The following is a 24,766-nucleotide window of genomic DNA, read 5'->3' as shown; positions in this document are numbered from 1 at the left end:
ATATGATTCTTTCTAATGATGGTTTGGTCGCTTTTCATTATAGATCTTATGGGACTTTTTTTCTACACAAAAATAGGCTCCATAAGATCCATAGGGGATTTACCCACTACAAATATTATAGAGCCCTTTTTTTGAAGTCGTTGAAATGTTGACATATGATTTAATCTTTGCTACAATCATTTTGGAGGAAACAAGAATGAAATTTTTAAAAAAATGATGCAAGCTGGACTTGCAGTCTTCTTCTTTGGTCTGTTAGCTACAAGTACAGTATTCGCGGATGATGCTGATTCAGAAGGTTGGCAATTTGTCCAAGAAAATGGTAGAACCTACTACAAGAAGGGGGAACTCAAAGAAACCTACTGGCGAGTGATTGATGGTAAGTACTATTATTTTGATCCTTTATCTGGAGAGATGGTTGTCGGCTGGCAATATATACCTGCTCCACACGAAGGGGTTACGATTGGTTCTTCTATAAGGCAAGATGTTGCTTTTAGACCAGATTGGTTTTACTTTGGTCAAGATGGGGTACTACAAGAATTTGTTGGTAAGCAAGTTTTAGAAGCAAAAACTGCTACAAATACCAACAAACATCATGGGGAACAATATGATAGTCCAGCAGAGAAACGAGTCTATTATTTTGAAGATCAGCGTAGCTATCACACTTTAAAAACTGGTTGGGTATATGACGAGGGGCACTGGTATTATTTACAGAAGGATGGTGGCTTTTATTCCCGCATCAACAGATTGACTGTTGGGGAGCTCGCACGTGGTTGGATTAACGACAATTCAACTTGGTACTATCTTGATCCAACAACTGCTACAATGCAAACTGGTTGGCAGTATCTTGGTAACAAGTGGTACTATCTCCGTTCATCAGGAGCTATGGCGACAGATTGGTATCTAGATGGTTCAACTTGGTATTATTTAGATGCTCAAAACGGTGATATGAAAACGGGCTGGATTTATGTCGATAATACTTGGTATTATCTTCGTTCGTCAGGAGCTATGGTGACAGGCTGGTTCCAAGTTAATGGTAAATGGTACTATGCCTATAGTTCAGGTGCCTTAGCTGTAAATACCACAGTAGGTGGCTACCAGGTCAACTATAATGGTGAGTGGGTACAATAATGAAAACAAGCGATTGTGAAAGGAAACAATCGCTTTTTTTGTGAAAATATAATAAAATAGAAAGGAATAAAGTTCTAAAATTTTATCTAGAAACAGATGATTTTCATCTGATAGTAGGATTAAATGACAAAAGAAGTTGGTGTCGGTCAGGCACATAGTAAAATTATTTTAATCGGAGAGCATGCGGTGGTTTATGGCTACCCAGCCATCTCTTTACCTCTTTTAGAGGTTGAAGTGACTTGTTGGGTGGTTCCAGCAGCGACACCATGGCGTCTTTTTGAAGAGGATACCTTGTCCATGGCAGTTTATGCTTCTCTCGAGTATTTAAATATCCAGGATGCTTGCATCCGTTGTCAAATTGACTCGGCTATTCCTGAAAAACGGGGGATGGGATCTTCAGCAGCTATAAGTATTGCGGCCATTCGTGCAGTATTTGATTATTACAAAGCAGAACTTCCACATGATGTGTTAGAGATTTTGGTCAATCGGGCGGAGATGATTGCCCATATGAATCCTAGTGGTTTGGATGCCAAGACCTGTCTTAGTGACCAACCTATCCGTTTTATCAAGAATGTTGGTTTTGAAGAATTAACCATGGATTTATCAGCTTATCTGGTTATTGCAGATACAGGAGTCTATGGGCATACTCGTGAAGCTATCCAAGTCGTGCAGAGCAAGGGCAAGGATGCCTTACCATTCTTGCATGCACTAGGAGAGTTGACCCAAGAAGCAGAAAAAACTATTCAAACAAAAGATGCCATGAAGCTGGGAGAAATTCTAACCAAAGCTCATGGAAATCTAAAAGAAATCGGAGTTAGTAGCCCTGAGGCGGATGCCTTGGTTGAAACTGCTCTTGAACACGGCGCTTTAGGTGCCAAGATGAGTGGTGGTGGTCTAGGAGGCTGCATCATCGCCTTGGTTGCTAATGAGAGCCAAGCGCAAGAACTAGCAGAAAGATTAGAAGAGAAAGGAGCTGTTCAGACATGGATCGAAAGCCTGTAACAGTACGTTCCTATGCCAATATTGCCATTATCAAATATTGGGGGAAGAAAGCAGAAAAAGAGATGGTTCCTGCAACTAGCAGTATTTCTCTAACCTTAGAAAATATGTATACGGAGACAACACTTTCTCCTTTACCAGCAGATGCAAGCTCGGATGCTTTCTACATCAATGGTCAGTTGCAAAACGAAGCTGAGCATGTCAAGATGGGTAAAATCATTGACCGCTACCGTCCTGAAGGAGCAGGTTTTGTTCGTATCGATACCAAGAACAATATGCCAACAGCTGCAGGTCTTTCTTCAAGTTCTAGTGGTTTGTCTGCCCTAGTTAAAGCCTGCAATGCTTACTTCCAATTAGGGCTAGATCGTAAAGAATTAGCCTTGGAAGCTAAGTTCGCATCTGGTTCTTCATCTCGTAGTTTTTATGGACCGATAGCAGCTTGGGATAAGGATAGTGGAGAAATCTATCCTGTCGAAACTGACTTGAAGCTAGCTATGATTATGTTGGTCTTGGAAGACCAGAAAAAACCAATCTCTAGTCGGGATGGCATGAAACTCTGCGTGGAAACTTCAACAACATTTGAGGACTGGATTCGTCAGTCTGAGCAAGACTACAAGGATATGCTAATTTACCTCAAGGAAAATGACTTTAAAAAAGTTGGAGAACTGACAGAGAAGAATGCATTGGCTATGCATGCGACGACAAAGACCGCAACTCCATCCTTCTCTTATCTGACAGATGCGAGTTATGAGGCTATGGATTTCGTTCGTCAGCTACGTAAACAAGGTGAGAATTGTTACTTCACCATGGATGCGGGCCCTAATGTCAAGGTTCTTTGTTTAGAAAAAGACTTGGAACATCTATCAGAACTCTTAGGTCAACGCTATCGCTTAATCGTATCAAAAACAAAGGACTTGAGCCAAGATGACGATTGTTAAGACTTGTGGGAAGCTCTATTGGGCTGGGGAGTATGCCATTTTAGAACCAGGACAGTTGGCACTAATAAAAGCTATTCCCATCTATATGACGGCTGAGATTGAGTCTTCGGAAGTTTATCGACTCTACTCAGATATGTTTTCCTATAGTGTAGACTTGCGACCAGATTCTTCTTATGCCTTGATTCAAGAAACAGTTGCCTTGGTGGAGGAATATCTGACTTCCCAGGGAGTTGACTTGCGTCCTTTTTCCATAGATATTCGCGGGAAAATGGAGCGTGAGGGCAAGAAGTTTGGTCTGGGCTCTAGTGGTAGTGTAGTTGTCTTGGTCATCAAGGCTATGCTTGCTTTCTATGAAAGACCTGTTGAAAGAGACTTTTTGTTTAAACTGGCGAGTGCTGTACTTCTCAAACGTGGAGATAATGGTTCCATGGGTGATATTGCCTGTATCGTTTCAGAAGACCTGGTCCTCTATCAGTCTTTTGACCGTGAGAAAGTGGCAGAATGGCTAGAAAAAGAAGACTTGCCAACTGTATTAGCACGTGATTGGGGCTTTTCTATTAGGAGTGTTGAACCGGCCTTGGACTTTGATTTTCTGGTAGGTTGGACCAAGGAAGTAGCGGTGTCTAGTCATATGGTCAAGCAAATCAAGAACAATATGAACGCTAGCTTCTTGCAGGCTTCGAAAGAAACAGTAACTAACTTGGTAAAGGCTTTAGAGGCGGGTCAAGAAGATAAAATCATTGACTTGCTAAATCAGGCTAGTCTGCTTTTAAAAGGCTTGAGTTCAGATATTTATACACCTTCGCTCAGGCAATTAAAAAATGCTAGCCAAGACTTAAAAGCTGTTGCAAAAAGTAGTGGTGCTGGTGGTGGAGACTGTGGGATTGCTCTCAGTTTTGACCAAGATTCGACTACATTACTGAAAAAACGCTGGGCTAATCTAGGGATTGAGCTCTTGTATCAAGAAAGGATAGGACATGACGACGAATCGGAAGGATGAGCACATCCGCTATGCCCTTGAACAAAAAAGTTCTTATAATAGTTTTGATGAGGTGGAGTTAATCCACTCCTCACTACCCTTATATGACTTAGATGAGATTGATCTTTCGACAGAATTTGCAGGTCGCAAATGGGACTTTCCTTTTTATATAAATGCTATGACAGGCGGTAGTGACAAGGGCAGAGAAATCAATCAAAAATTGGCTCAGGTGGCAGATGCTTGTGGGATTTTATTTGTGACAGGTTCTTACAGCGCTGCACTTAAGGATCCATCAGATGATTCTTTTTCCGTGAAGTCAAATCATCCTGACCTCCTTCTTGGAACAAATATTGGCTTGGATAAACCTGTAGAACTAGGATTACAAACAGTGAAAGAGATGAATCCTCTTCTCTTGCAAGTTCATGTGAATGTTATGCAGGAATTGCTCATGCCAGAAGGTGAGCGTCAATTTAGATTGTGGCAAAGCAATCTGAAAGATTATGCTGATCAAATCTCTGTGCCCCTTGTTTTAAAAGAGGTCGGCTTTGGTATGGATGTGAAGACCATTTCTAAGGCATACGAGATGGGGATACGTACGGTTGATTTGTCTGGTCGTGGGGGAACTAGCTTTGCCTATATCGAAAATCGTCGTAGTGGTCAACGGGACTACCTCAATGATTGGGGGCAATCGACCATGCAGGCTCTTATCAATGCCCAAGACTGGAAAGATAAGATGGAGCTTTTGGTTAGCGGAGGGGTGCGCAATCCACTAGACATCATCAAATGCTTGGTCTTTGGAGCCAAGGCGGTTGGACTATCACGCACCATGTTAGAGCTGGTTGAGAATTACTCAGTTGATGTCGTTATTTCTATTGTTGAAGGTTGGAAAGAAGACCTACGCTTGATTATGTGTGCCCTTAATTGTAAAAGAATTGAGGATTTGCAAGAGGTCGACTATCTCCTTTACGGAAAATTAAAAGAAGCAAAAGATCAACTATAAGGAGGTCGGGATTTTGGTCCCGGTCTCTTTATCATTCCTCAGACTGATGTGACTTTTTGGTTTTGTGATACAATAAAATAGAGAGGACGGATACATGCGAAAATTTCAAATTTTTCTATTTATTGAAGCTTGTTTATTAACAGGAGCTCTGATTATGATGGTATCAGAGCATTTTTCCCGTTTTCTGCTGATATTGCTCTTGTTTTTACTGCTGATTCGATACTATACTGGAAGACAGGGAAATAACCTCATATTAGTGGCAGTGAGCATCCTATTTTTCTTTATCATCATGCTCAATCCTTTTGTTATTATGGCTATCTTTGTGGCCTTGATATACAGCCTGTTCTTGCTTTATCCTATGATGAACCAAGAAAAAGAAGATACCAATCTGATTTTTGAAGAAGTAGTGACGGTAAAGAGGGAGAAAAATCGCTGGTTTGGAAATCTCCATCACTTCTCAAGCTACCAGACTTGCCGCTTTGATGATATCAATCTTTTTCGTCTCATGGGGAAGGATACCATTCATCTAGAGCACGTGATTTTGAGCAATCATGATAATGTCATCATCTTGAGAAAACTAGTCGGAACAACCAGAATTATTGTACCAGTGGATGTAGAAGTCAGCCTCAGTGTCAATTCTCTGTACGGAGATTTAACCTTCTTTGACCAGCCTAAGCGAGCTTTGCGCAATGAGCAATTTCATCAAGAAACCAAGGATTATCTCAAGAGTCCTAAGAGTGTTAAGATTCTTTTGACAACTATGGTTGGAGATGTTGAGGTGGTGCGAGGATGAAAAAACAACCTTATATTTTAATCGGTCTCACCTCATTTCTATTTGTTGCTTTTCTATTTCGAAGCATTTTTAAGGTTCTGGATTTAGAGTGGACTTCTCTCTTTCAAGATTTAGAAAAGACAGAAAAAGTCCTTTTTCTAGCCCTGATGTTTAGTTTTGCCCTAGCCTTTTTATTAGTCCTATTCTGGACAATTGTTGACGAAATTTCAAAGAGAAGAATCCAAGCAAATCTCAAACGTCTGCTAGCTGGCAAAGATATTGAAAGTCTGGGAGAAGCTGACTTAGACGCAAGTTTTAGAAACTTGTCAGGAAAGCTTGGTTTGTTGACAGAAGCTATTCAAAAAGCAGACAATCAGGCCTTGGTCAAAGAAGAAGAAATTGTTGAAAAGGAGCGCAAGCGAATCGCACGTGACTTGCATGATACGGTTAGTCAAGAAATTTTTGCTGCTCATATGATTTTATCGGGGCTCAGCCAACAAGCTTCCAAATTAGACAGAGAGAAGATGCAAACACAACTCCAAAGTGTGACTGCCATTTTAGAGACAGCTCAAAGAGACTTGCGCATTCTTCTTTTGCATTTACGACCAATTGAACTGGAACAAAAAAGCTTGGTGGAGGGGATTCAGCTACTTCTCAAAGAGCTAGAAGAAAAAAGTGAGCTCAAAGTCAGCTTTAAATATCAGGTATACGAACTACCTAAAAAGATTGAGGAGCATGTCTTTCGAATTGTCCAAGAATTGATTAGTAATACCCTTCGGCATGCACAAGCTTCCTGTCTAGATGTTTACCTTTATCAAACGGAAACGGAATTACAGTTGAAGCTAGCAGACAATGGTCGTGGTTTTCAGCTAGATGATGTTGATGAATTAAGCTATGGTTTACGCAATATTAAAGAACGAGTGGAAGATATGGCTGGGACTATACAATTATTAACAGCTCCCAAGCAAGGTTTGGCAGTGGATATCCGCATTCCCTTGCTTGATTTGGATAGATAAGAGGAAGTAAGATGAAACTATTATTGGTAGATGACCACCAAATGGTGCGTCTGGGTTTAAAAAGTTATTTTGAATTACAAGATGATGTAGAGGTTGTAGGAGAAGCAACCAATGGTGCGGAAGGGATTTCCATGGCCTTAGAGCTTCGTCCAGATGTGATTGTCATGGATATTGTCATGCCTGAAGTCAATGGGATTGACGCGACACTAGCTATTCTCAGAGAATGGCCAGAGGCTAAAATCTTGATTGTGACCTCTTATCTTGACAATGAAAAAATCATGCCAGTCTTGAATGCTGGAGCTAAAGGCTATATGCTTAAGACTTCAAGCGCAGATGAGTTGCTACACGCTGTTCGTAAGGTAGCGGCTGGAGAGCTAGCTATTGAACAAGAGGTGAGTAAGAAGGTAGAATACAACCGTAATCATATTGAACTTCATGAAGACTTGACTGCGCGTGAACGGGATGTCCTTCAACTAATTGCTAAGGGTTATGAAAATCAGCGGATCGCAGATGAATTGTTTATCTCCCTCAAAACTGTAAAAACTCATGTTTCAAACATCCTTGCTAAACTTCAGGTTAGCGACCGCACCCAAGCAGCAGTCTATGCCTTTCAGCATCACTTGGTAGGCCATGAGGATTTTTAGATGAGTTTAGCAGATTTACTTGTGGAGCTAGAAGCGGCAAAAGATCCGAAAAAGGCAGGGCCTATGGAAGCCTATATGCGCCAGCAATTTTCCTTTCTAGGTATTGCGGCACCTGAAAGAAATGCGCTCTATAGAAAATACTTTCCAAGCGAGAAAAAAACAAAGATCATCGATTGGGATTTTGTGGACACTTGTTGGGAAAAGGAGCCAAGAGAATACCAGTATGTGGGGGCCAACTATTTGAAAGCTATGCAATCTTATCTAACAGAGAGCGATTTGCCTAAGCTTGAGCGTCTGGTCGTGACCAAGTCTTGGTGGGATACGATAGATATTCTAGATCGAGTAGTAGGGAGTTTGGTGTATGACAAGCCAGAACTGGAGAAAATAATCCTCCAATGGAGCCTATCAGACAATATCTGGCTGAGACGAGTCGCTATCGATCACCAGTTATTAAGAAAAGAAAAAACGAATGTCCGACTGATGGAAAAAATCCTACTAAACAATCTGGACCAGACAGAATTTTTTATCAATAAAGCCATCGGCTGGGCTCTAAGAGACTACTCTAAGACTAATCCAGAATGGGTAGCAAGTTTCATCGAAAAAAACAAGGAAAGAATGGCTGAACTTAGTATCAAAGAAGCAAGCAAGTATCTCAAGCAAGCCTGAAAACTCGGTTCTGACTTGAAAAAAGTTACTAGTATATGATATAATAGACTGTATTTAAAAAAATTTTAAGGAGAAATGACAGAATGTCTGTATCATTTGAAAACAAAGAAACAAACCGTGGTGTCTTGACTTTCACTATCTCTCAAGACCAAATCAAACCAGAATTGGATCGTGTATTTAACTCAGTAAAGAAATCTCTTAACGTTCCTGGTTTCCGTAAAGGTCATCTTCCACGTCCTATCTTCGACCAAAAATTTGGTGAAGAGTCACTTTACCAAGACGTTATGAACGCTCTTTTGCCAAACGCTTATGAAGCAGCTGTAAAAGAAGCTGGTCTTGAAGTAGTTGCACAACCAAAAATTGACGTAACTTCAATGGAAAAAGGTCAAGACTGGATTATCACTGCTGAAGTTGTTACAAAACCAGAAGTTAAATTGGGTGACTACAAAAACCTTGAAGTATCAGTAGATGTAGAAAAAGAAGTAACAGATGCTGACGTTGAAGAACGCATCGAACGTGAACGCAACAACTTGGCAGAATTGGTGATCAAAGAAGCTGCTGTTGAAAACGGCGACACTGTTGTCATCGACTTCGTTGGTTCTATCGACGGTGTTGAATTTGATGGCGGAAAAGGTGAAAACTTCTCACTTGGACTTGGTTCAGGTCAATTCATCCCTGGTTTCGAAGACCAATTGGTAGGTCACTCAGCTGGTGAAACTGTTGATGTTATCGTAACATTCCCAGAAGACTACCAAGCTGAAGACCTTGCTGGTAAAGAAGCTAAATTCGTAACAACTATCCACGAAGTAAAAGCTAAAGAAGTTCCAGCTCTTGACGATGAACTTGCAAAAGACATCGATGAAGAAGTTGAAACTCTTGCTGAATTGAAAGAAAAATACCGCAATGAATTGGCTGCTGCTAAAGAAGAAGCATACAAGGATGCAGTTGAAGGTGCAGCAATCGATAAAGCAGTTGAAAATGCTGAAATCGTAGAACTTCCAGAAGAAATGATCCACGAAGAGGTTCACCGTTCAGTAAATGAATTCCTTGGAAACTTGCAACGTCAAGGTATTAACCCTGACATGTACTTCCAAATCACTGGAACTACTCAAGAAGACCTTCACAAACAATACGAAGCAGAAGCTGAGTCACGTACTAAGACTAACCTTGTTATCGAAGCAGTTGCGAAAGCTGAAGGATTTGACGCTACTGAAGAAGAAATCCAAAAAGAAATCGAGCAATTGGCTGCAGATTACAACATGGAAGTTGCACAAGTACAAAGCTTGCTTTCAGCTGAAATGTTGAAACACGATATCGCAGTGAAAAAAGCTGTTGAATTGATCACAAGCACTGCAACAGTAAAATAATCTTTACAAGATAAAAGCCCACCGAATCGGTGGGTTTTCTTATGCTTTATTTTCTGAAAAATTCTTGCAGGTCTTCTTCAGTAATCCCAATCATGGCTGGAATATTAGACCAGTTGTCTTCGGTTAGAATGTAGGATTGTTCAGTATCTGTAACTGGTGCAGCTTCAGTAGCTGATTTACCAGTTTTATCAGTTGATTCTATTAAGTCGCTGAAACGTTCAATTAGATAGGTTTTACGAGCTGTTCCGATGTGTTGGGTTGCATAATCAAAGGCCTGTAATTCACCTAGTAAAATGAGCTTACTTTTAGCACGGGTGATGGCCGTATAGATGAGATTACGTTCCAACATGCGCTTGCTTGCACTGGTGATAGGCAGGATAACAACAGGAAACTCGCTACCTTGAGACTTATGGATACTCATGGCATAGGCTAAGCGAATCTTGTACCATTCATTTCGAGGATAGGAGACCTCATTGCCGTCAAAATCAATCATAATTTCATCTTGCTTGGATTCAGTGTATTTTCCTGGAATCAAGTCTGTGATATAGCCTAAGTCTCCATTAAAAACATTGACCTCTGCATCGTTGACTAGGTGGATAACCTTATCTCCTGTTCGATAGTGACACTGAGGAACTTCAAAGCTAAGCTGGTCTTTTTGTGGAGGATTGAGTAGGTCTTGCATGAGCTGGTTGATGGCATCAATACCAGCAGTTCCACGGTACATAGGGGCAAGAACTTGAATATCACGAGCAGGGATGCCACTTCTGATAGCAGCACCTAGGATTTTTTCAATGCTAGCAGGGATATGGTTACTAGCAATTTCAAAGTAGGAGCGATCTGCTTTTTTCTGGGTAAAATCTGCAGGCAATATTCCTTGACGAATCTGACTTGCAAGAGTGACGATGGTCGATTCTTCGCTCTGACGGTAGATTCTTTCCAAACGTGTTTGAGGTATGGTTGGTATCTGGAGTAAATCTGCTAGGACTTGACCAGGACTGACAGAAGGTAACTGATCGCTATCACCAACGATAAGGATTTTACTGTTAGAGGAGATATTGGAGAAGAGCTGGTTAGCTAACCAAGTATCCACCATAGAGAACTCATCTACGATGATAAAATCAGCATCCAGATAATCTTCCAGATGGCTGGTATCGTCGTCCCCAGTCATACCCAAGTGGCGGTGAATAGTTGCACTAGGTAGACCTGTCAATTCATTCATGCGACGAGCCGCGCGACCAGTGGGAGCAGCTAGGAGAATGGGCAGATTGCTCTTTTTCTTGAGATCCAGTCCTTCTAAGAGAGCATAGACAGCGATAATGCCGTTGATAACAGTAGTCTTACCTGTACCAGGTCCACCTGTAAGGATAAAGACCTTGTTCTGGATAGCATCGCAGATGGCCTGTTTTTGAATACTATCATACTCAATCCCCAGTTCTTCCTCAACAGTTGTGATATGGTCTTGAATAGTCTCTAGATCCTGTTTTTTACTCTGTCCTTTTTCGAGGATTCTGATGAGATGGCTGCGAATCCCTTCTTCTGCAAAAAAGAGGCTATTATCAAAGATTTTGGTATCAATCTGCTGGACCTTATCTTCTTCAATCAGATAAGCAAGCTCTTGGGCAACTTGACTCGGCTCTAGTTCGACTGGACGGGAGGATTCAAGAAGGTTGAGGGTTTGCTCCAACAAGTCTCTAGCTTCCATATAGGTATCTCCTGTTTCCATGCAACCTTGAAAGAGACTATGGACGAGACCAGCACGGAAGCGCTCGGGAGCTTGACTCTCAATTCCCAATTCTTGGGCCAGTTGGTCAGCAATGGTAAATCCCAAGCCCTTGATATCCTCAACCAGTTGATAGGGATAATTCTCGACAATCTCTAGCGTTTCTTCCTTGTAAAAGTCTTGAATCTGGAAGGCTAGTTTATTTGGGATGCCGTAATTAGCCAGTTTGGCTAAGACCATCTCTGTTCCGTAATTAAGACGAAGAGTTGAGACAAAGGCCTCACGGTTTTTAGCAGAGAGTCCAGAGATAGACTGGAGTTTGTCTGGATTTTCTAAGATTTTGTCAATAGTGTTATCTCCGTAAATATCCACAATTTTCTGGGCTGTTTTGAGTCCAATTCCCTTAAAATGGCTACTGGAGAAATACTTGACCAAGCCCTTACTAGTCGGCTTGGCTCTCTCATAGCGAGTCATTTGTAACTGTTCCCCATACTTGGAGTGTTGGACAATTTGTCCCCAAAAGGTGTATTCCTCTCCTTCAATGATATCAGCCATGGTACCTGTGACAATGATTTCATAATCATCAAAGTCTTCAGCATTGGTATCCTCAATATCTAGGAGTAAAATACGGAAAAAATTGCTGACATTTTCAAAAATAATGCGTTCAATGGTGCCTGAAAAATAAACTTCCATAAAATTCCTTACAATAGTGTCTGAGAAAATTTATCCCAGATTTAGTCAAAATAGAATGAGAAGAGGCTGAGATGGGAAATTCTCGGCCTCTTCCTAGTTTAGTTTTTAAAATGTTCCGATACGATTGAGTGGCCAGAAGCGGAATTTTGCTTCTCCGATGATATCTTTTGCCTTAAAGGTACCAACGTGTCGACTGTCGCTAGATACCAGACGGTCATCACCCAGTAGGAGGTATTCTCCTTCTGGAACAGTGAAGGTGAAGCTAGTGTTGTAATTAACATCTAGGGTAAAGGCCTGAGCCTTTTGGGCAATGGTTCTAAAGTATTCGCCCTTTTTGCCGTCCCAACCAGTTCCAGTATAAGTGCTTTGGAGTTTATCTTCCTTGAAACGCTTAAGGTATTCGGCTAAATAGGGCTCGTCAGTTTCTTGACCGTTAATATAGAGTTTATCGTTGTCATAACGAATGGTATCTCCTGGCATACCAATGACCCGTTTAACGATATCCTTGTTCCCATCGTCTTCATGAGCAACCACAATATCAAAACGATTGATTGGGAGATGTTTAACCACAAAGAGGACTTCTCCATCTGCCAAGGTAGGATCCATTGAATGTCCTTCTACACTGACATTCCTCCAGAGAAAGAGACGACTAAGGGCGATAAGAGTGATAATGAGGATAAAACTCCACTCTTTTAAAAACGATTTTAAATATTTCATAATTTACCTTTCTAGCAGTTTTTTTGCTTTTTCAGTATTTTTAAAGTGTAGTTTGGCGCAGAAGTTGAGTCCCTGCCTACCATAAGCACGAAGGATTTGGCTAGCTACCTTATCAGAAGCTGTTCCAGCCCCGCTTGGAAGTTGATAACCAAGTTCTCTACCCAGATTTTCGAGATTTTCTAGAAAGAGATCACGCGCAATGATAGAACTTACTGCGACAGCCAAGTACTTACCCTCAGCTTTTTCCTCTAGGCTGACTGGATTAGAAAAATGATTGGCTTCATTTTTTAAGTACTTCTCATAGTTTTGAGTACTCGTAAAAGCATCGATCACAATCTTTTCTGGCTGGACTCCCTTTTGGAGGAGGAGAAAAATCGCTTGATTGTGCAGAGCTACCTTTACGGAAACGGCATTGTAGCGCTCCCCAATGACTTCATTATACTTACTTGGAGAAAGAAGCAGCGCTTGGTGCTGGATTCTCTCCTTAAGCAGAGGGGCAAGCTGACGAATCTTTTGGTCTGTCAGAGTCTTAGAATCCCCTACACCTAGTTTTCGTAGGAAGTCATGTTGGTCAGGAGTCACAAAGGATGCTACTACAGCCAGACCACCGAAGTAGGAACCATTCCCCACCTCATCTGTTCCAATCAAGGGGAAATTTTGTCCGCTAGTTCCTTGACTGACCTGATAACCAAAAAAACTGGCATAGTTTTCAGCCATTTCTCCCTGAAGCAAGACTTTTCCAGAAGTGTAGATAGAAACACTAGCTTGGGGAAGCTTCAAAAAGTAGCGAATATAAGGATTTTTACTAGGAGTCAGTGCCTGTTCATATTGCTGAACAAAGGCTTGGATTTCCTTTTCACTCGGGGTTAATGTAATACTTGCCATAGTTCTTATTGTACCATAAAAGCTGTAGAATTGGTAAAAACTGACAAACTTAGTGAAATTTGGTATAATATCGTGAGGTGAATTTTATGGCAAATTTAAATCGATACAAGTTTACATTCGGCAAAAAAACATTGACCCTAACAACTGAGCATGATAACCTCTTTATGGAGGAAATTGCCAAGGTCGCAACAGAAAAATATGAAGCAATCAAAGAACAAATGCCTGGAGCGGATGATGAGACAATCGCTATTTTATTAGCAGTCAATAGCTTGTCAACTCAACTCAGTCGTGAGATTGAATTTGATGATAAGGAGCAAGAATTAGAAGCTCTCCGTCATCAGGTTGTAGCAGCAAAACAAGAACAGAGCAAAATTGAGGATTCGCTATGATTTCCGTCCTTCTCTTATTGGTTCTTGCATGGAGCTTTTATATCGGTTACCGTAGAGGATTAGTTCTACAGATTTATTATTTTGTAGCAACTGTGATTTCAGCTCTTCTTGCAGGAAATTTTTATCAATCTTTAGGGAAACAATTTGATTTGTTGATCCCATATGCAAGTCCACAGCAAGGGCAGGGTACCTTCTTTTTCCCGTCAAATCAACTTTTCCAGCTGGACAAAGTCTTTTATGCAGGTCTTGGTTACCTCTTAGCCTTTACTATATTTTATTGCATTGGTCGTTTGCTGGGTCTCTTTCTTAATCTTCTACCGACTAAAAAGCTAGCGGGTCAATATTTCCGTATAGGTGCAGGAGTTTTATCAGTGGTTGTGACCTTGTTTGTCCTCCAGATGATACTGACCATTCTTGCGACTGTTCCTTTACAAATTGTTCAAAATTCACTTGAAAACAGTTTTGTAGCTAAACATATTATCAAGAGTGTTCCAATCACTAGTCATGTGATTAAACAACTCTGGGTAACCAAAATAATCGGATAAAAAGGGCGGGAACTATTCCTAGCCTTTTGTTTACAATTTCATACTCTTCGGAAATCTCTTCAAACCACGTCAGCTTCGCCTTGGATTATATATGTGACTGACTTCGTCAGTCTTATCTATAACCTCAAAGCAGTGCTTTGAGCAACCTACGGCTAGCTTCCTAGTTTGCTCTCTGATTTTCATTGAGTATCAATAGTTTAGGAGCCTTTTTGAAAAGAGTGAGAATTTTAAAAATTGTTCGCTCATTACGAAGGAAAAGAAAATGAATAAAAAGATACTAGAAACGTTAGAATTTAATAAGGTCAAGGCTTTATTTGAGCCTCATCTTTTGACCGAGCAAGGACTAGAGCAGTTGAAAGAACTTGCTCCGACTGATAAAGGAGACAAGATTAAGCAAGCTTTTGCAGAGATGAAGGAAATGCAAGAACTCTTTGTCGAACATCCTCATTTCAGCATTTCTGCAACAAAAGATATTGCAGCGACCTCCAAACGTTTGGAGATGGGTGCTGACCTCAATATCGAGGAATTTCTCCTTCTCAAACGTGTCATCTTTGCCAGTCGTGAATTGCAGAATTTTTATGACAATCTTGAAAATGTACGTTTAGACCACCTAGCTAACTGGTTTGAGAAACTTCATGATTTTCCACATTTACAGGGAAATCTACAAGCCATCAACGAAGCTGGATTTATTGAGAACTTTGCTAGTGAGGATTTGGCACGAATCCGTCGAAAAATCCATGATAGTGAAAGTCAAGTCCGTGATGTCCTGCAAGACCTTCTCAAACAAAAAGCTCAGATGCTGACTGAAGGTATCATCGCAAGTAGAAATGGTCGCCAAGTTCTTCCAGTTAAAAACACCTATCGTAATAAGATTGCTGGTGTAGTACATGATATTTCTGCCAGCGGTAACACTGTTTATATCGAACCTCGTGAAGTAGTTAAGCTAAGTGAAGAAATCGCAAGTCTTCGTGCAGATGAACGTTATGAGATGCTGCGTATCCTCCAAGAACTCTCTGAACGAGTAAGACCACACGCAGCTGAAATCGCCAATGATGCTTGGATTATCGGACATTTGGACCTGATTCGTGCTAAGGTTCGCTTTATCCAAGAGACGGAGGCAGTAGTACCTCAAGTGTCTGAGGGACAGGAGATTCAACTTCTTCACGTTCGTCATCCTCTTGTAAAAAATGCAGTCGCAAATGATGTGCACTTTGGAAAAGAATTAACAGCTATCGTCATCACGGGTCCTAATACAGGTGGTAAGACCATTATGCTCAAGACCTTAGGTTTGACCCAGTTGATGGCCCAGTCTGGTCTACCAATTTTAGCTGATAAAGGTAGTCGTGTAGGGATTTTTGAGGAGATATTCGCAGATATTGGAGATGAACAATCCATCGAACAAAGTCTCTCAACCTTCTCTAGTCACATGACCAACATCGTCGATATTCTGGGTAAGGTCAACCAAAACTCGCTCTTGCTATTAGATGAGCTTGGTGCTGGTACAGATCCCCAAGAAGGGGCTGCTCTTGCCATGTCTATCCTAGAAGACTTACGTCTGCGTCAGGTCAAGACTATGGCAACCACTCACTATCCTGAACTTAAAGCCTATGGTATTGAAACGGCCTATGTTCAAAATGCTAGTATGGAGTTTGATACAGCCAGCCTGCGCCCAACCTATCGCTTTATGCAGGGAGTTCCAGGTCGAAGCAATGCCTTTGAAATTGCCAAACGTCTAGGCTTGTCAGATGTCATCGTAGGTGATGCCAGCAAGCAGATTAATCAAGACAATGATGTCAATCGCATCATTGAGCAATTGGAAGAACAAACACTTGAAAGCCGGAAACGTCTTGAGAATATTCGCCAAGTCGAGCAAGAAAACCTCAAGATGAACCGTGCGCTTAAAAAACTCTATAACGAGCTCAATCGTGAAAAGGAAACAGAACTCAATAAGGCGCGTGAGCAAGCTGCTGAGATTGTTGACTTAGCACTAGCTGAGAGTGATGATATACTTAAAAATCTTCACAGTAAATCTCAACTAAAACCACATGAGATTATCGAAGCCAAGGCTAAACTCAAAAAATTAGCCCCTGAAAAAGTTGACCTTTCTAAAAACAAGGTTCTTCAGAAGGCAAAGAAAAAACGAGCTCCAAAAGTTGGAGATGATATTATCGTTTTAAGCTATGGTCAACGTGGTACCTTGACCAATCAACTCAAGGATGGACGTTGGGAAGCACAGGTTGGCTTGATCAAGATGACCCTCGAGGAAAAAGAGTTTGACTTGGTTCAAGCCCAGAAAGAAGCGCCAGTCAAGAAGAAACAAGTTAACGTCGTCAAACGTGCAGCAGGAAAAGGTCCACAAGCTCGACTAGACCTTCGTGGCAAACGCTACGAGGAAGCTATGGAAGCCTTGGATGCCTTTATCGACCAAGCCCTGCTCAACAATATGGCTCAAGTGGATATCATCCATGGTATCGGTACAGGAGTCATCCGTGAAGGGGTAACTAAGTACCTACAAAGAAATAAACAGGTCAAGAGCTTTGGCTATGCACCACAAAATGCAGGCGGATCTGGCGCAACCATTGTAACCTTTAAGGGATAAAGCGAAACGAATGAAAATTATAATAAAATTTTCTGAAAATAATTGACAAGAGCTAAATTTTCTTGTAAAATAAATAAAAATTAAATACAACACCGAATGAAGTTTAATAGAAGTGGAAAATCGTTTGATTTTTCATGACTGTAAATGGACGGAACTCTGGAGAGACCGTAAAGGCACCGAAGGGGCAAGGCAGGCAACTGCTCAAACTCTCAGGTAAAAGGACAGAGCAATGATAGAGCGCTTTTTGGCATTTATCGATGCATTCCAGAGTACATGTTTTTAACATGTGCTCTTTCTTTTGGGGTTGAATAGATAGGAGAAAAGGATGTTAAATTTGCTAAAAGAGCTAGATGCTCTAGTATGGGGACCACCCCTTTTGATCTTATTGGTTGGTACAGGAATATATTTAACTCTTCGTTTAGGACTCTTACAAATCTTGCGTCTTCCTAAGGCTTTCCAGCTTATTTTTACCAAGGATAAAGGACATGGTGATGTTTCGAGCTTTGCTGCCTTGTGTACAGCCCTAGCAGCAACTGTTGGTACAGGAAATATTATCGGGGTGGCAACGGCTATCAAGGTCGGTGGCCCAGGAGCTCTTTTTTGGATGTGGGTGGCTGCTTTCTTTGGGATGGCAACCAAGTATGCAGAAGGACTACTTGCTATCAAATATCGAACCAAGGATGATCATGGTGCGGTAGCAGGAGGACCGATGCATTATATCCTTCTAGGGATGGGCGAAAAATGGCGCCCTCTTGCAATCTTCTTTGCTGTAGCTGGAGTACTAGTTGCACTTTTAGGGATTGGTACTTTTACCCAGGTGAATTCCATTACAGAATCCGTGCAAAATACGGCTAGTATTGATCCGACAATTACTGCAATTGTTTTATCTATTTTCGTAGGGATCGCAGTCTTTGGTGGGCTTAAGTCCATTTCAAAGGTGTCAACTACAGTTGTTCCCTTTATGGCTATTGTCTATATCTTGGGAACCTTGACAGTTATTTTCTTTAATATCGATAAAGTACCGGCAACACTTTCACTGGTCCTCACATCAGCTTTTAGTCCCATAGCTGCAGTGGGAGGATTTGCAGGAGCTAGTGTTCGGATGGCTATTCAAAATGGTGTGGCGCGTGGGGTCTTCTCGAATGAATCTGGCTTGGGTTCAGCACCCATTGCGGCTGCGGCAGCTAAGACCAACGAACCGGTGGAGCAAGGTTTAATTTCCATGACAGGGACCTTTATTGATACCTTGATCATCTGTACCTTGACTGGTTTGACAATCTTGGTGACTGGGGTTTGGAATGGTAATTTAGATGGTGTTGCTCTAACTCAGTCAGCTTTTTCTACAGTATTTTCTTTCTTTGGACCTGTTCTTCTAACAATCTTTTTGGTACTCTTTGCCTTTACTACGATTTTGGGATGGAACTATTACGGAGAGCGTTGTTTTGAATTTCTCTTTGGCGTTCGCTTTATCTGGCTTTATCGTGTGGTCTTTGTACTCATGGTCTTGCTGGGAGGATTTATCGAGCTGGATATGGTCTGGGTCATTGCGGATATTGTTAATGCCCTCATGGCTCTACCAAACTTGATTGCCCTCTTAGCCTTATCACCAGTCGTTATCGCTGAGACTAAGAAGTATTTTGGTAAATAATGTAAGATTGATATTACCATTTATAGATAAGACTAGCATCTGTTTGTGAGATGCTAGTTTTTCACTACTAGAGCTAGTCTTTTATTTTATACTCAATGAAAATCAAAGAGCAAACTAGGAAACTAGCCGCAGGTTGCTCAAAGCACTGCTTTGAGGTTGTGGATAGAACTGAGGAAGTCAGTAACATATATACGGCAAGGCGACGTTGACGCGGTTTGAAGAGATTTTCGAAGAGTATTATGTCATAAGATGAATGAAATTCAAGAGTACCTCTTTAATGATATACTTTATTTGCACTTTTATTTAGTGTATAATAGTCAGCATAAATCTGTTTTTATACTCAATGAAAATCAAAGAGCAAACTAGGAAGCGAGCCGCAGGCTGTACTTGAGTACGGCAAGGCGAAGCTGACGTGGTTTGAATTTGATTTTCGAAGAGTATTAGTCTGATATGTCTTGTTTCATCTATGTGCGAAAGAGAAATAAACTGGAGGTGTTTATGTCAAAAGATATTCGAAAATTAGTGACTTCACAGGGGATAGCGAATCTAGCAGATGTCTTTTTTAGAGTCATTGTGATTGCGAATGTTTTTGTCTTATCTGGTTCGGTCATTTCAACCTCCCTAGTGCCAATTCTGATAGGTCTATCCTCCTTTTTAGCCAGTTTCTTAGTTCCATTAGTAACGAAGAGATTAGCTTTAAATCATGTTCTTTTCTTGACTCAATTTGGTAAGACAATTCTGCTAGCGATTTTGTTTTTTCTACTCAAGCAATCTGAAACTATTTCTATTCCTCTTTTATATGCTATTGTTACCTTAATCTCCATTTTGGATGGTTTTGCAGCACCTGTTTCCTATGCGATTGTTCCACGCTATGCGAGAGATTTAGCTAAAGCGAATGCAGCCATTTCTATGAGTGGCGAAAGTGTACAGCTAGTTGGTTGGGGCTTAGGAGGCTTCTTATTTGCAAGTCTGGGAATGAATCCTAGCCTACTCATTGTGTTAGCCTTGTTTACAATTTCGACGATTTTGATGTTTGGTTTGCCACTAGTCGAAAAAGAAGAGGTGTCCTCCGAAACAAGTCTTGAGACACTAACAAAAGGTTGGCGATTGGTGGCTAAAGAATCAAGATTAGGCTTTATTGTCCAAGCCAATCTTTTAGAAATTCTAGCCAATGCTATCTGGGTATCTTCTGTTTTACTTGTGTTTGTGACTGAGATTTTACATCGGTCAGAAAGCTATTGGGGCTACGTCAATACAGCCTATTCCTTGGGGATTATCTTGGGAGGAGCAATTGTCTTTCGTTTAGCAGAGAAAGTTGTTACCTATAAATATCAAACTATGACCTTTTCTTTGTTAGCTACAGCACTAGTAACTCTGTTGATAGTGTTATTTCCAAATCCACCTGCTTTTCTATTCCTATCTCTAATAATTGGTTTTCTATCTCAAATCAAGGAAGTTTCTGAGAGTGTATTTTTACAGGAATCGGTTGATGAGAAGGAACTTGTGAATGTTTACTCCGTTATTGAAGTTGTCTCTACATTGGCCTTTTCTGCCTCTGTTTTTCTAATGAGTTTTATCACAGAATATTTTGGAGTATTTACTGGCTTTAGCTTGGCTATATGCTGTTTGCTAGTAGAGTCCATCTTAGTTTTAAGAAACAAGCATCAGATAAATTAACAGTTATGATCACACATCTGGTGTGATTTTTTGTTTTCATAAAAATTTTTTATCAGTGCTATTTAAAATATATATTATGCAAGGTATAGATTCTGTGTTAGACTTATTGTCAACGAAAAGCTAATGAGTCATCAATCAAGACAAGGATTTGTTCAATAGGCTGATGAGATTTCGAAAGATTTTCGCAGAAACCATTCAATTACAAAACGAAAAGAGGTCCCCTTATGACAACATTTACTATCCACACAGTAGAATCAGCACCAGCAGAAGTGAAAGAAGTTCTTGAAACGGTACAAAAGGACAACAATGGTTATATCCCAAATCTTATCGGTCTTTTGGCCAATGCCCCTACAGCCCTAGAGGCTTATCGCACTGTTGGAGCTATTAACCGTCGCAATAGTCTAACACCTGTAGAGCGCGAAGTGGTACAAATCACTGCAGCCGTAACTAACGGTTGTGCCTTCTGCGTCGCTGGCCATACAGCCTTTTCTATCAAGCAAATCCAGATGAACGATGACCTACTTCAAGCCCTTCGCAATCGTACTCCAATCGAAAGCGATCCTAAGCTGGATACCCTAGCTAAGTTCACCTTGGCAGTTATCAATACCAAAGGGCGCGTAGGAGATGAAGCTCTTGGAGAATTTCTTGAAGCAGGCTATACACAAGAAAATGCCTTGGATGTTGTTCTCGGTGTCAGTCTAGCAAGTCTTTGTAACTATGCCAACAACCTAGCTAACACACCGATTAATCCAGAATTACAACCTTATGCATAAGAGGAGGGCAGAGTATGGGATTTTTTTCAGAAGAATTTTTAAGCTGGTTAGATCAGCACGCTGATGAAATTGACAAAAAATCATGTCAAGCTGGAGAAGAGTTAATTGAAAAAATTGCTGCAGAAGGCGCCTTTCGTGTAGGGGTTCCCAAAGTTCTTGGAGGGCTAGGTGGAAACGACCAAGATGTTATCAATCTCCTTGCTGAACTCGCTCAACATTCCTTAACAGCCTCCTTTATCTCATGGGGGCAACGAACTTTAATAGATAATATTCTACATACTGACAATGCTTATTTCAAAGAAGTTTACTTGGAAAAACTCTTATCAGGAAAATATGCAGGTGCTACGGCCTTATCTAATGCGGTCAAGTATCTATCTGACTTAGAGGAACTAAATGTTCGTATCCTTGAAGAAAATGGGAATTATTACCTAAAAGGCCGACTTCCTTGGGTGACCAATGCTCGTAAGGATCGCTTCCTCACTATTTTTGTAGCAGGATTTGCAGATGATCCGAGTACAAGTTATGTAGTAGCCGTACCATCGGACGCAGAAAACTTTAGTCGTTCCGAAGATTTGGAATTTGTCTCTCTCCAAGGAGGGAATACAGCAGCCCTGACTTTTAACAAGGTACCTTTAAAGGAAGAGTGGATTCTATCCAAGGATGCTCATCAATTTTTAGCGCAAAATCGTCCAGCCTTTTTAGGCTACCAATTTGGCCTAGCCTTTGGATTAGCTGAACGTTCACTCTCAGAAGTCGAAAAAGAATTGGGGAAACGAGGTGTCTTGAAAGAAGAATGGCAGCATCAGGTCGAACAGTTAGATGCTATTCGACATTCTCTCTATCAGGGATTATCTGAAGAGTCCTATTTCGTTAAAAATCCGCGTGAACTATTCCAGTTACGAATCGATATTGTTGATGTCGTTGCCCAAAGTCTCTTATTAGAACTACAAGCTGGTGGCGGTAGAGGATACTTTAGTAAATCGACATCCGGTTTCATACGTCGTTGGAATGAAGGTGCCTTTTTACCAATTGTTTCTCCTAGTGCAGTTCAATTGCGACATATTTTAGCGACAAACTAAAAATAAAGAAAATAAAAACGAGGTTTATCTTTTTAAACTTCGTTTTTTAATACTTCATTTAAGCGCTTTTATGCTATACTGATAATAACATGACTATTGGAGGTTCACATGAAAAAACTCCCCTTGGCCTTTTCAGGGTGCTTATTGGGATTGGCTGGAGCAGGCAATCTCATATTGGATATTTTTCCACTATTATCGCACGTCTTTAGTTTGTCAGGCTTAATTTTATGGTTTTATTTTTTATACAGTCATCTTAGTGATTGGCAAGAAAGCCAGCAAGAACTTAAGAAAGCTCCGCTATTATCGGGAATGGCAACCTTTCCCATGGCAGGGATGATTTTATCAACCTACTTACTGCGAATCTTACCTGCGAGTATGAGTATCATAGCGCAAGCTCTCTGGTGGTTTGCTTTTCTTCTAGATGTAGGTTTAATCATCTACTTCACTAAAAATTATGTGCAGACTAAACCAAGAACGAGCGCAACGCCAAGTTGGACAGTTCTCTATGTAGGGATAGCAGTAGCAAGCTTGACCTACCCAGTCGTGGGCATAGTCGAGATTGCCTATGGCGCTTGGATTTTTGGCTTTACCTTAACCCTTTACCTTTATCCTCTGATTTATCAGGATTTGAAAAGTAATCCATTGCCACGGGCTTTACTGGGGCAAGAAGGAATCTATTGTGCTCCCTTTTCTCTACTGTTAGCAGCACTCGTTCGAATCGGAGGTTCAGCTCTTCATGGCTGGATTTTGCTAGTCATGATCCTTGCCTCACAGACTTTCTTTTTCTTTGTCCTCAGTCGTTTGCCACGGATTTTAAAACAGGGATTTCAACCAGCTTTTTCAGCCCTAACCTTCCCAACTATCATCACTGCAACTTCATTGAAAATGGCCCAAGGCATTCTGCAGTTTCCAGTCCTTAACTTTCTCGTTTGGTTAGAGATTATCATTTGTTTAACGATTCTTGTCTATGTATTAGTAGAATATATGCGGTATTTAAGAAACTAAAAAAGCCCCTAGCACTGAGAAGTGTTAGGGGTTTGTTGTCGAGCATAGAAACAATCAATTAGTTCAGCTTTCTCCTACTGCTCTTCATGTTCGGATAAAAAATAATAAGTCATAGTACCGAAGATTGATCCTACTCCGAGTCCTACTAGTAGGAAAAATGCGATCATTTTGAGTTCTAGAAACTGCAAGAAGAAATCTGTAATGGAGTGATTTTCAAGAAGTACTTTTTTGGAAAATAGGATAAATAAGTAGAGAGTTGGGATGCTAGTTCCAACTAACCAACTTCTTAACTTGATTTGGCGCTTGCTGTAAGTGATTTGTGGGATCTCGGATTGATCATCATCTTCTAAGTGGAGCCCTCTAGTAGAATATCTTGCCTTGAGACTGAGGGCAAAAATCATCAAGAAGTAGAGATAGGGCATAGCCGTTCGAACTATCTCTATAAAGCGCCCAAACAACAGATAGAATAGGAAGAGGAAGAAGGAAGAGTAAAAGATTTGGACCATGGAACGGGCGCAAGCCTTGTAGATGACCTCTTGGCGGCATTCATCAAAGGGTCCTTGGATATGAAAGAAATTTCGAACTAAGCGAGTTGTTAAGTCTTCTTTTTTCATGGTAGTGACCTCTTAATAACCTTGTTTTTGATTAGCTTCTTTAAAGAGTTGATAGAGAGTATAGAAGTAGACTAGACTAAAAACGATACAGATGGTTAGAAATAGTAGATATCTCCAGTCCATAGAATTCGTTAACAGTTGTGGGAAAGATACGAGGATAAAGCAGAGAGATGCGTTTAAGATGCGTATTTTTTTTGATGTGATTTTCTGAAATCTTTGTCCTTTGTTCAAGACAGGAAGGGCTAAGAGGAAGATGATCAGAAAAGGACGCGTAATTTGGCCATAAACTAGGAAAACTGTCATAAAGATACTGATCAAAATATGACTGAGAATTAAAGTTTGTAGTGATTTCATAAGTTTCCTCCTAATCGTCGTCTTGATCTTCTCTAGCTTTTTGAATACGAAGAGTGATGACAATATGTACTGTTAATCCGAAAAAGAAGGCTGCAACGATAGTTGACAAGATACCTCTGGTATTCAGAAGAGAGGTAAGATAGCTCTTGCTATCATCCATTAGGATATCGAGAAGTGGCATTCCAAACAACATGGCTATTCCATAGCCAAGACCAGCTTTAAGTCCAGGATTACGTAACTGTTTCTTTTCCTTCTGGCTCAACATATCAGGATCGATAGCAGCAATACCAGTTTTTTTAGTTTGAGTAGTGACATAGAAAGCACAAACCATGGAAATTAGAAAGATAATGATTGGATATCCAAAAGCGACTACTTGGGGATACCTAAAAGCAAGGACAAAGGGAATAAGATTGCCTAAAGTCATGAGGTAAAAGAGAATCATAAAGATTTTATTTCCGATGTGCTCAGCTTCGCGCCGTTTGTGTTCATCAAGGGGGCCTGAAATGCCATAGATGCGTTTGATCAGTTTTTCATTGAGGGGTTCTTTTTTCATTTTTCT

General features: G+C 40.7%; 24 protein-coding genes and 1 riboswitch. Of the genes, 18 read left to right on the top strand and 6 right to left on the bottom strand.

Going from position 1 to position 24,766, the window contains the following annotated elements; translation table 11 throughout:
• The first annotated feature begins 213 nt into the window (after positions 1-213).
• The 10 genes from QM460_RS08870 (at position 214) to tig (ending at position 9,509) form a co-directional block, all read left to right on the top strand.
• Positions 214-1,128: an N-acetylmuramoyl-L-alanine amidase family protein gene (locus tag QM460_RS08870; RefSeq protein ID WP_414289880.1), complete on the top strand. Its 915-nt coding sequence runs from the start codon at positions 214-216 to the stop codon at positions 1,126-1,128.
• Between the two features lie 123 nt (positions 1,129-1,251).
• Positions 1,252-2,130, top strand: coding sequence for a mevalonate kinase (gene mvk, locus QM460_RS08865; protein WP_414289879.1), 879 nt, complete (start codon positions 1,252-1,254; stop codon positions 2,128-2,130).
• Entirely contained in the window at positions 2,112-3,065 is a 954-nt protein-coding gene (mvaD, locus tag QM460_RS08860; protein WP_414289878.1) for a diphosphomevalonate decarboxylase, read from the top strand. The genes mvk and mvaD overlap by 19 nt, the downstream gene beginning before the upstream one ends.
• Positions 3,052-4,065, top strand: a complete 1,014-nt coding sequence (locus QM460_RS08855) for a phosphomevalonate kinase (RefSeq protein WP_414289877.1) — start codon at positions 3,052-3,054, stop codon at positions 4,063-4,065. Before mvaD ends, QM460_RS08855 begins: the two co-directional genes overlap by 14 nt.
• Entirely contained in the window at positions 4,043-5,044 is a 1,002-nt protein-coding gene (gene fni, locus QM460_RS08850; protein ID WP_414289876.1) for a type 2 isopentenyl-diphosphate Delta-isomerase, read from the top strand. Before QM460_RS08855 ends, fni begins: the two co-directional genes overlap by 23 nt.
• A gap of 94 nt (positions 5,045-5,138) precedes the next feature.
• Positions 5,139-5,837 (top strand): cell wall-active antibiotics response protein LiaF, encoded by a 699-nt coding sequence (liaF, locus tag QM460_RS08845; RefSeq protein WP_414289875.1) that lies wholly within the window; start codon positions 5,139-5,141, stop codon positions 5,835-5,837.
• Positions 5,834-6,832 carry a sensor histidine kinase gene (locus tag QM460_RS08840; protein ID WP_414289874.1) on the top strand — a complete coding sequence of 333 codons (999 nt, stop codon included), beginning with the start codon at positions 5,834-5,836 and terminating at the stop codon, positions 6,830-6,832. The genes liaF and QM460_RS08840 overlap by 4 nt, the downstream gene beginning before the upstream one ends.
• A gap of 11 nt (positions 6,833-6,843) precedes the next feature.
• The gene (locus QM460_RS08835) at positions 6,844-7,476 is read left to right on the top strand and encodes a response regulator (protein ID WP_414289873.1); all 633 of its coding nucleotides are present in this window, start codon (positions 6,844-6,846) and stop codon (positions 7,474-7,476) included.
• The gene (locus tag QM460_RS08830; RefSeq protein ID WP_414289872.1) at positions 7,477-8,142 is read left to right on the top strand and encodes a DNA alkylation repair protein; all 666 of its coding nucleotides are present in this window, start codon (positions 7,477-7,479) and stop codon (positions 8,140-8,142) included.
• Between the two features lie 83 nt (positions 8,143-8,225).
• Entirely contained in the window at positions 8,226-9,509 is a 1,284-nt protein-coding gene (tig, locus tag QM460_RS08825; RefSeq protein WP_414289871.1) for a trigger factor, read from the top strand.
• Positions 9,510-9,555: 46 nt separating this feature from the next.
• Here the strand turns inward: tig and QM460_RS08820 are convergent, their stop codons facing one another.
• The 3 genes from QM460_RS08820 to rnhC all read right to left on the bottom strand — a co-directional run bounded on the left by QM460_RS08820 (position 9,556) and on the right by rnhC (position 13,524).
• Entirely contained in the window at positions 9,556-11,922 is a 2,367-nt protein-coding gene (locus QM460_RS08820; RefSeq protein ID WP_414289870.1) for an ATP-dependent RecD-like DNA helicase, read from the bottom strand.
• Positions 11,923-12,027: 105 nt separating this feature from the next.
• The gene (gene lepB, locus QM460_RS08815) at positions 12,028-12,639 is read right to left on the bottom strand and encodes a signal peptidase I (RefSeq protein ID WP_414289869.1); all 612 of its coding nucleotides are present in this window, start codon (positions 12,637-12,639) and stop codon (positions 12,028-12,030) included.
• Between the two features lie 3 nt (positions 12,640-12,642).
• The gene (gene rnhC, locus QM460_RS08810) at positions 12,643-13,524 is read right to left on the bottom strand and encodes a ribonuclease HIII (protein WP_414289868.1); all 882 of its coding nucleotides are present in this window, start codon (positions 13,522-13,524) and stop codon (positions 12,643-12,645) included.
• Between the two features lie 86 nt (positions 13,525-13,610).
• On the opposite strand from rnhC, the gene zapA reads away from it, so the two are divergent.
• The 8 genes from zapA to QM460_RS08770 all read left to right on the top strand — a co-directional run bounded on the left by zapA (position 13,611) and on the right by QM460_RS08770 (position 23,239).
• A complete protein-coding gene (zapA, locus tag QM460_RS08805) occupies positions 13,611-13,913 on the top strand; it encodes a cell division protein ZapA (protein ID WP_000002025.1) in 303 nt (100 codons plus the stop codon).
• Positions 13,910-14,458: a CvpA family protein gene (locus QM460_RS08800; protein ID WP_414289867.1), complete on the top strand. Its 549-nt coding sequence runs from the start codon at positions 13,910-13,912 to the stop codon at positions 14,456-14,458. Before zapA ends, QM460_RS08800 begins: the two co-directional genes overlap by 4 nt.
• Positions 14,459-14,720: 262 nt before the next feature.
• Entirely contained in the window at positions 14,721-17,057 is a 2,337-nt protein-coding gene (locus QM460_RS08795) for an endonuclease MutS2 (RefSeq protein WP_414289866.1), read from the top strand.
• A gap of 146 nt (positions 17,058-17,203) precedes the next feature.
• Positions 17,204-17,292, top strand: a riboswitch (glycine riboswitch).
• 90 nt (positions 17,293-17,382) lie between these two features.
• Entirely contained in the window at positions 17,383-18,705 is a 1,323-nt protein-coding gene (locus QM460_RS08790) for an alanine/glycine:cation symporter family protein (protein WP_414289865.1), read from the top strand.
• 498 nt (positions 18,706-19,203) lie between these two features.
• Entirely contained in the window at positions 19,204-20,382 is a 1,179-nt protein-coding gene (locus QM460_RS08785; RefSeq protein WP_414289864.1) for a ryptide export MFS transporter, read from the top strand.
• Positions 20,383-20,606: 224 nt separating this feature from the next.
• Positions 20,607-21,155: a carboxymuconolactone decarboxylase family protein gene (locus tag QM460_RS08780; protein WP_045763587.1), complete on the top strand. Its 549-nt coding sequence runs from the start codon at positions 20,607-20,609 to the stop codon at positions 21,153-21,155.
• Positions 21,156-21,169: 14 nt separating this feature from the next.
• Complete coding sequence (locus tag QM460_RS08775; RefSeq protein WP_414289863.1) at positions 21,170-22,234, top strand: acyl-CoA dehydrogenase family protein; 1,065 nt, start codon at positions 21,170-21,172, stop codon at positions 22,232-22,234.
• Between the two features lie 108 nt (positions 22,235-22,342).
• Complete coding sequence (locus QM460_RS08770; RefSeq protein WP_414289862.1) at positions 22,343-23,239, top strand: TDT family transporter; 897 nt, start codon at positions 22,343-22,345, stop codon at positions 23,237-23,239.
• A gap of 74 nt (positions 23,240-23,313) precedes the next feature.
• Here the strand turns inward: QM460_RS08770 and QM460_RS08765 are convergent, their stop codons facing one another.
• Genes QM460_RS08765 through QM460_RS08755 form a run of 3 tightly spaced genes read right to left on the bottom strand, consistent with a single transcriptional unit; the run spans position 23,314 to position 24,760 of the window.
• Positions 23,314-23,853 carry a DUF3278 domain-containing protein gene (locus QM460_RS08765; protein WP_414289861.1) on the bottom strand — a complete coding sequence of 180 codons (540 nt, stop codon included), beginning with the start codon at positions 23,851-23,853 and terminating at the stop codon, positions 23,314-23,316.
• Positions 23,854-23,865: 12 nt separating this feature from the next.
• Positions 23,866-24,207 (bottom strand): hypothetical protein, encoded by a 342-nt coding sequence (locus QM460_RS08760; protein WP_414289860.1) that lies wholly within the window; start codon positions 24,205-24,207, stop codon positions 23,866-23,868.
• Positions 24,208-24,217: 10 nt separating this feature from the next.
• Positions 24,218-24,760, bottom strand: coding sequence for a DUF3278 domain-containing protein (locus QM460_RS08755; RefSeq protein WP_414289859.1), 543 nt, complete (start codon positions 24,758-24,760; stop codon positions 24,218-24,220).
• Between the last annotated feature and the right edge of the window lie 6 nt (positions 24,761-24,766).

This window comes from Streptococcus infantis, from assembly GCF_047464415.1.
Taxonomy (GTDB): Bacteria; Bacillota; Bacilli; order Lactobacillales; family Streptococcaceae; genus Streptococcus; species Streptococcus infantis_AE.
The sequence above is the reverse complement of the archived record's forward strand: the minus strand, read 5'-3'. Positions and strand labels throughout refer to the sequence as shown.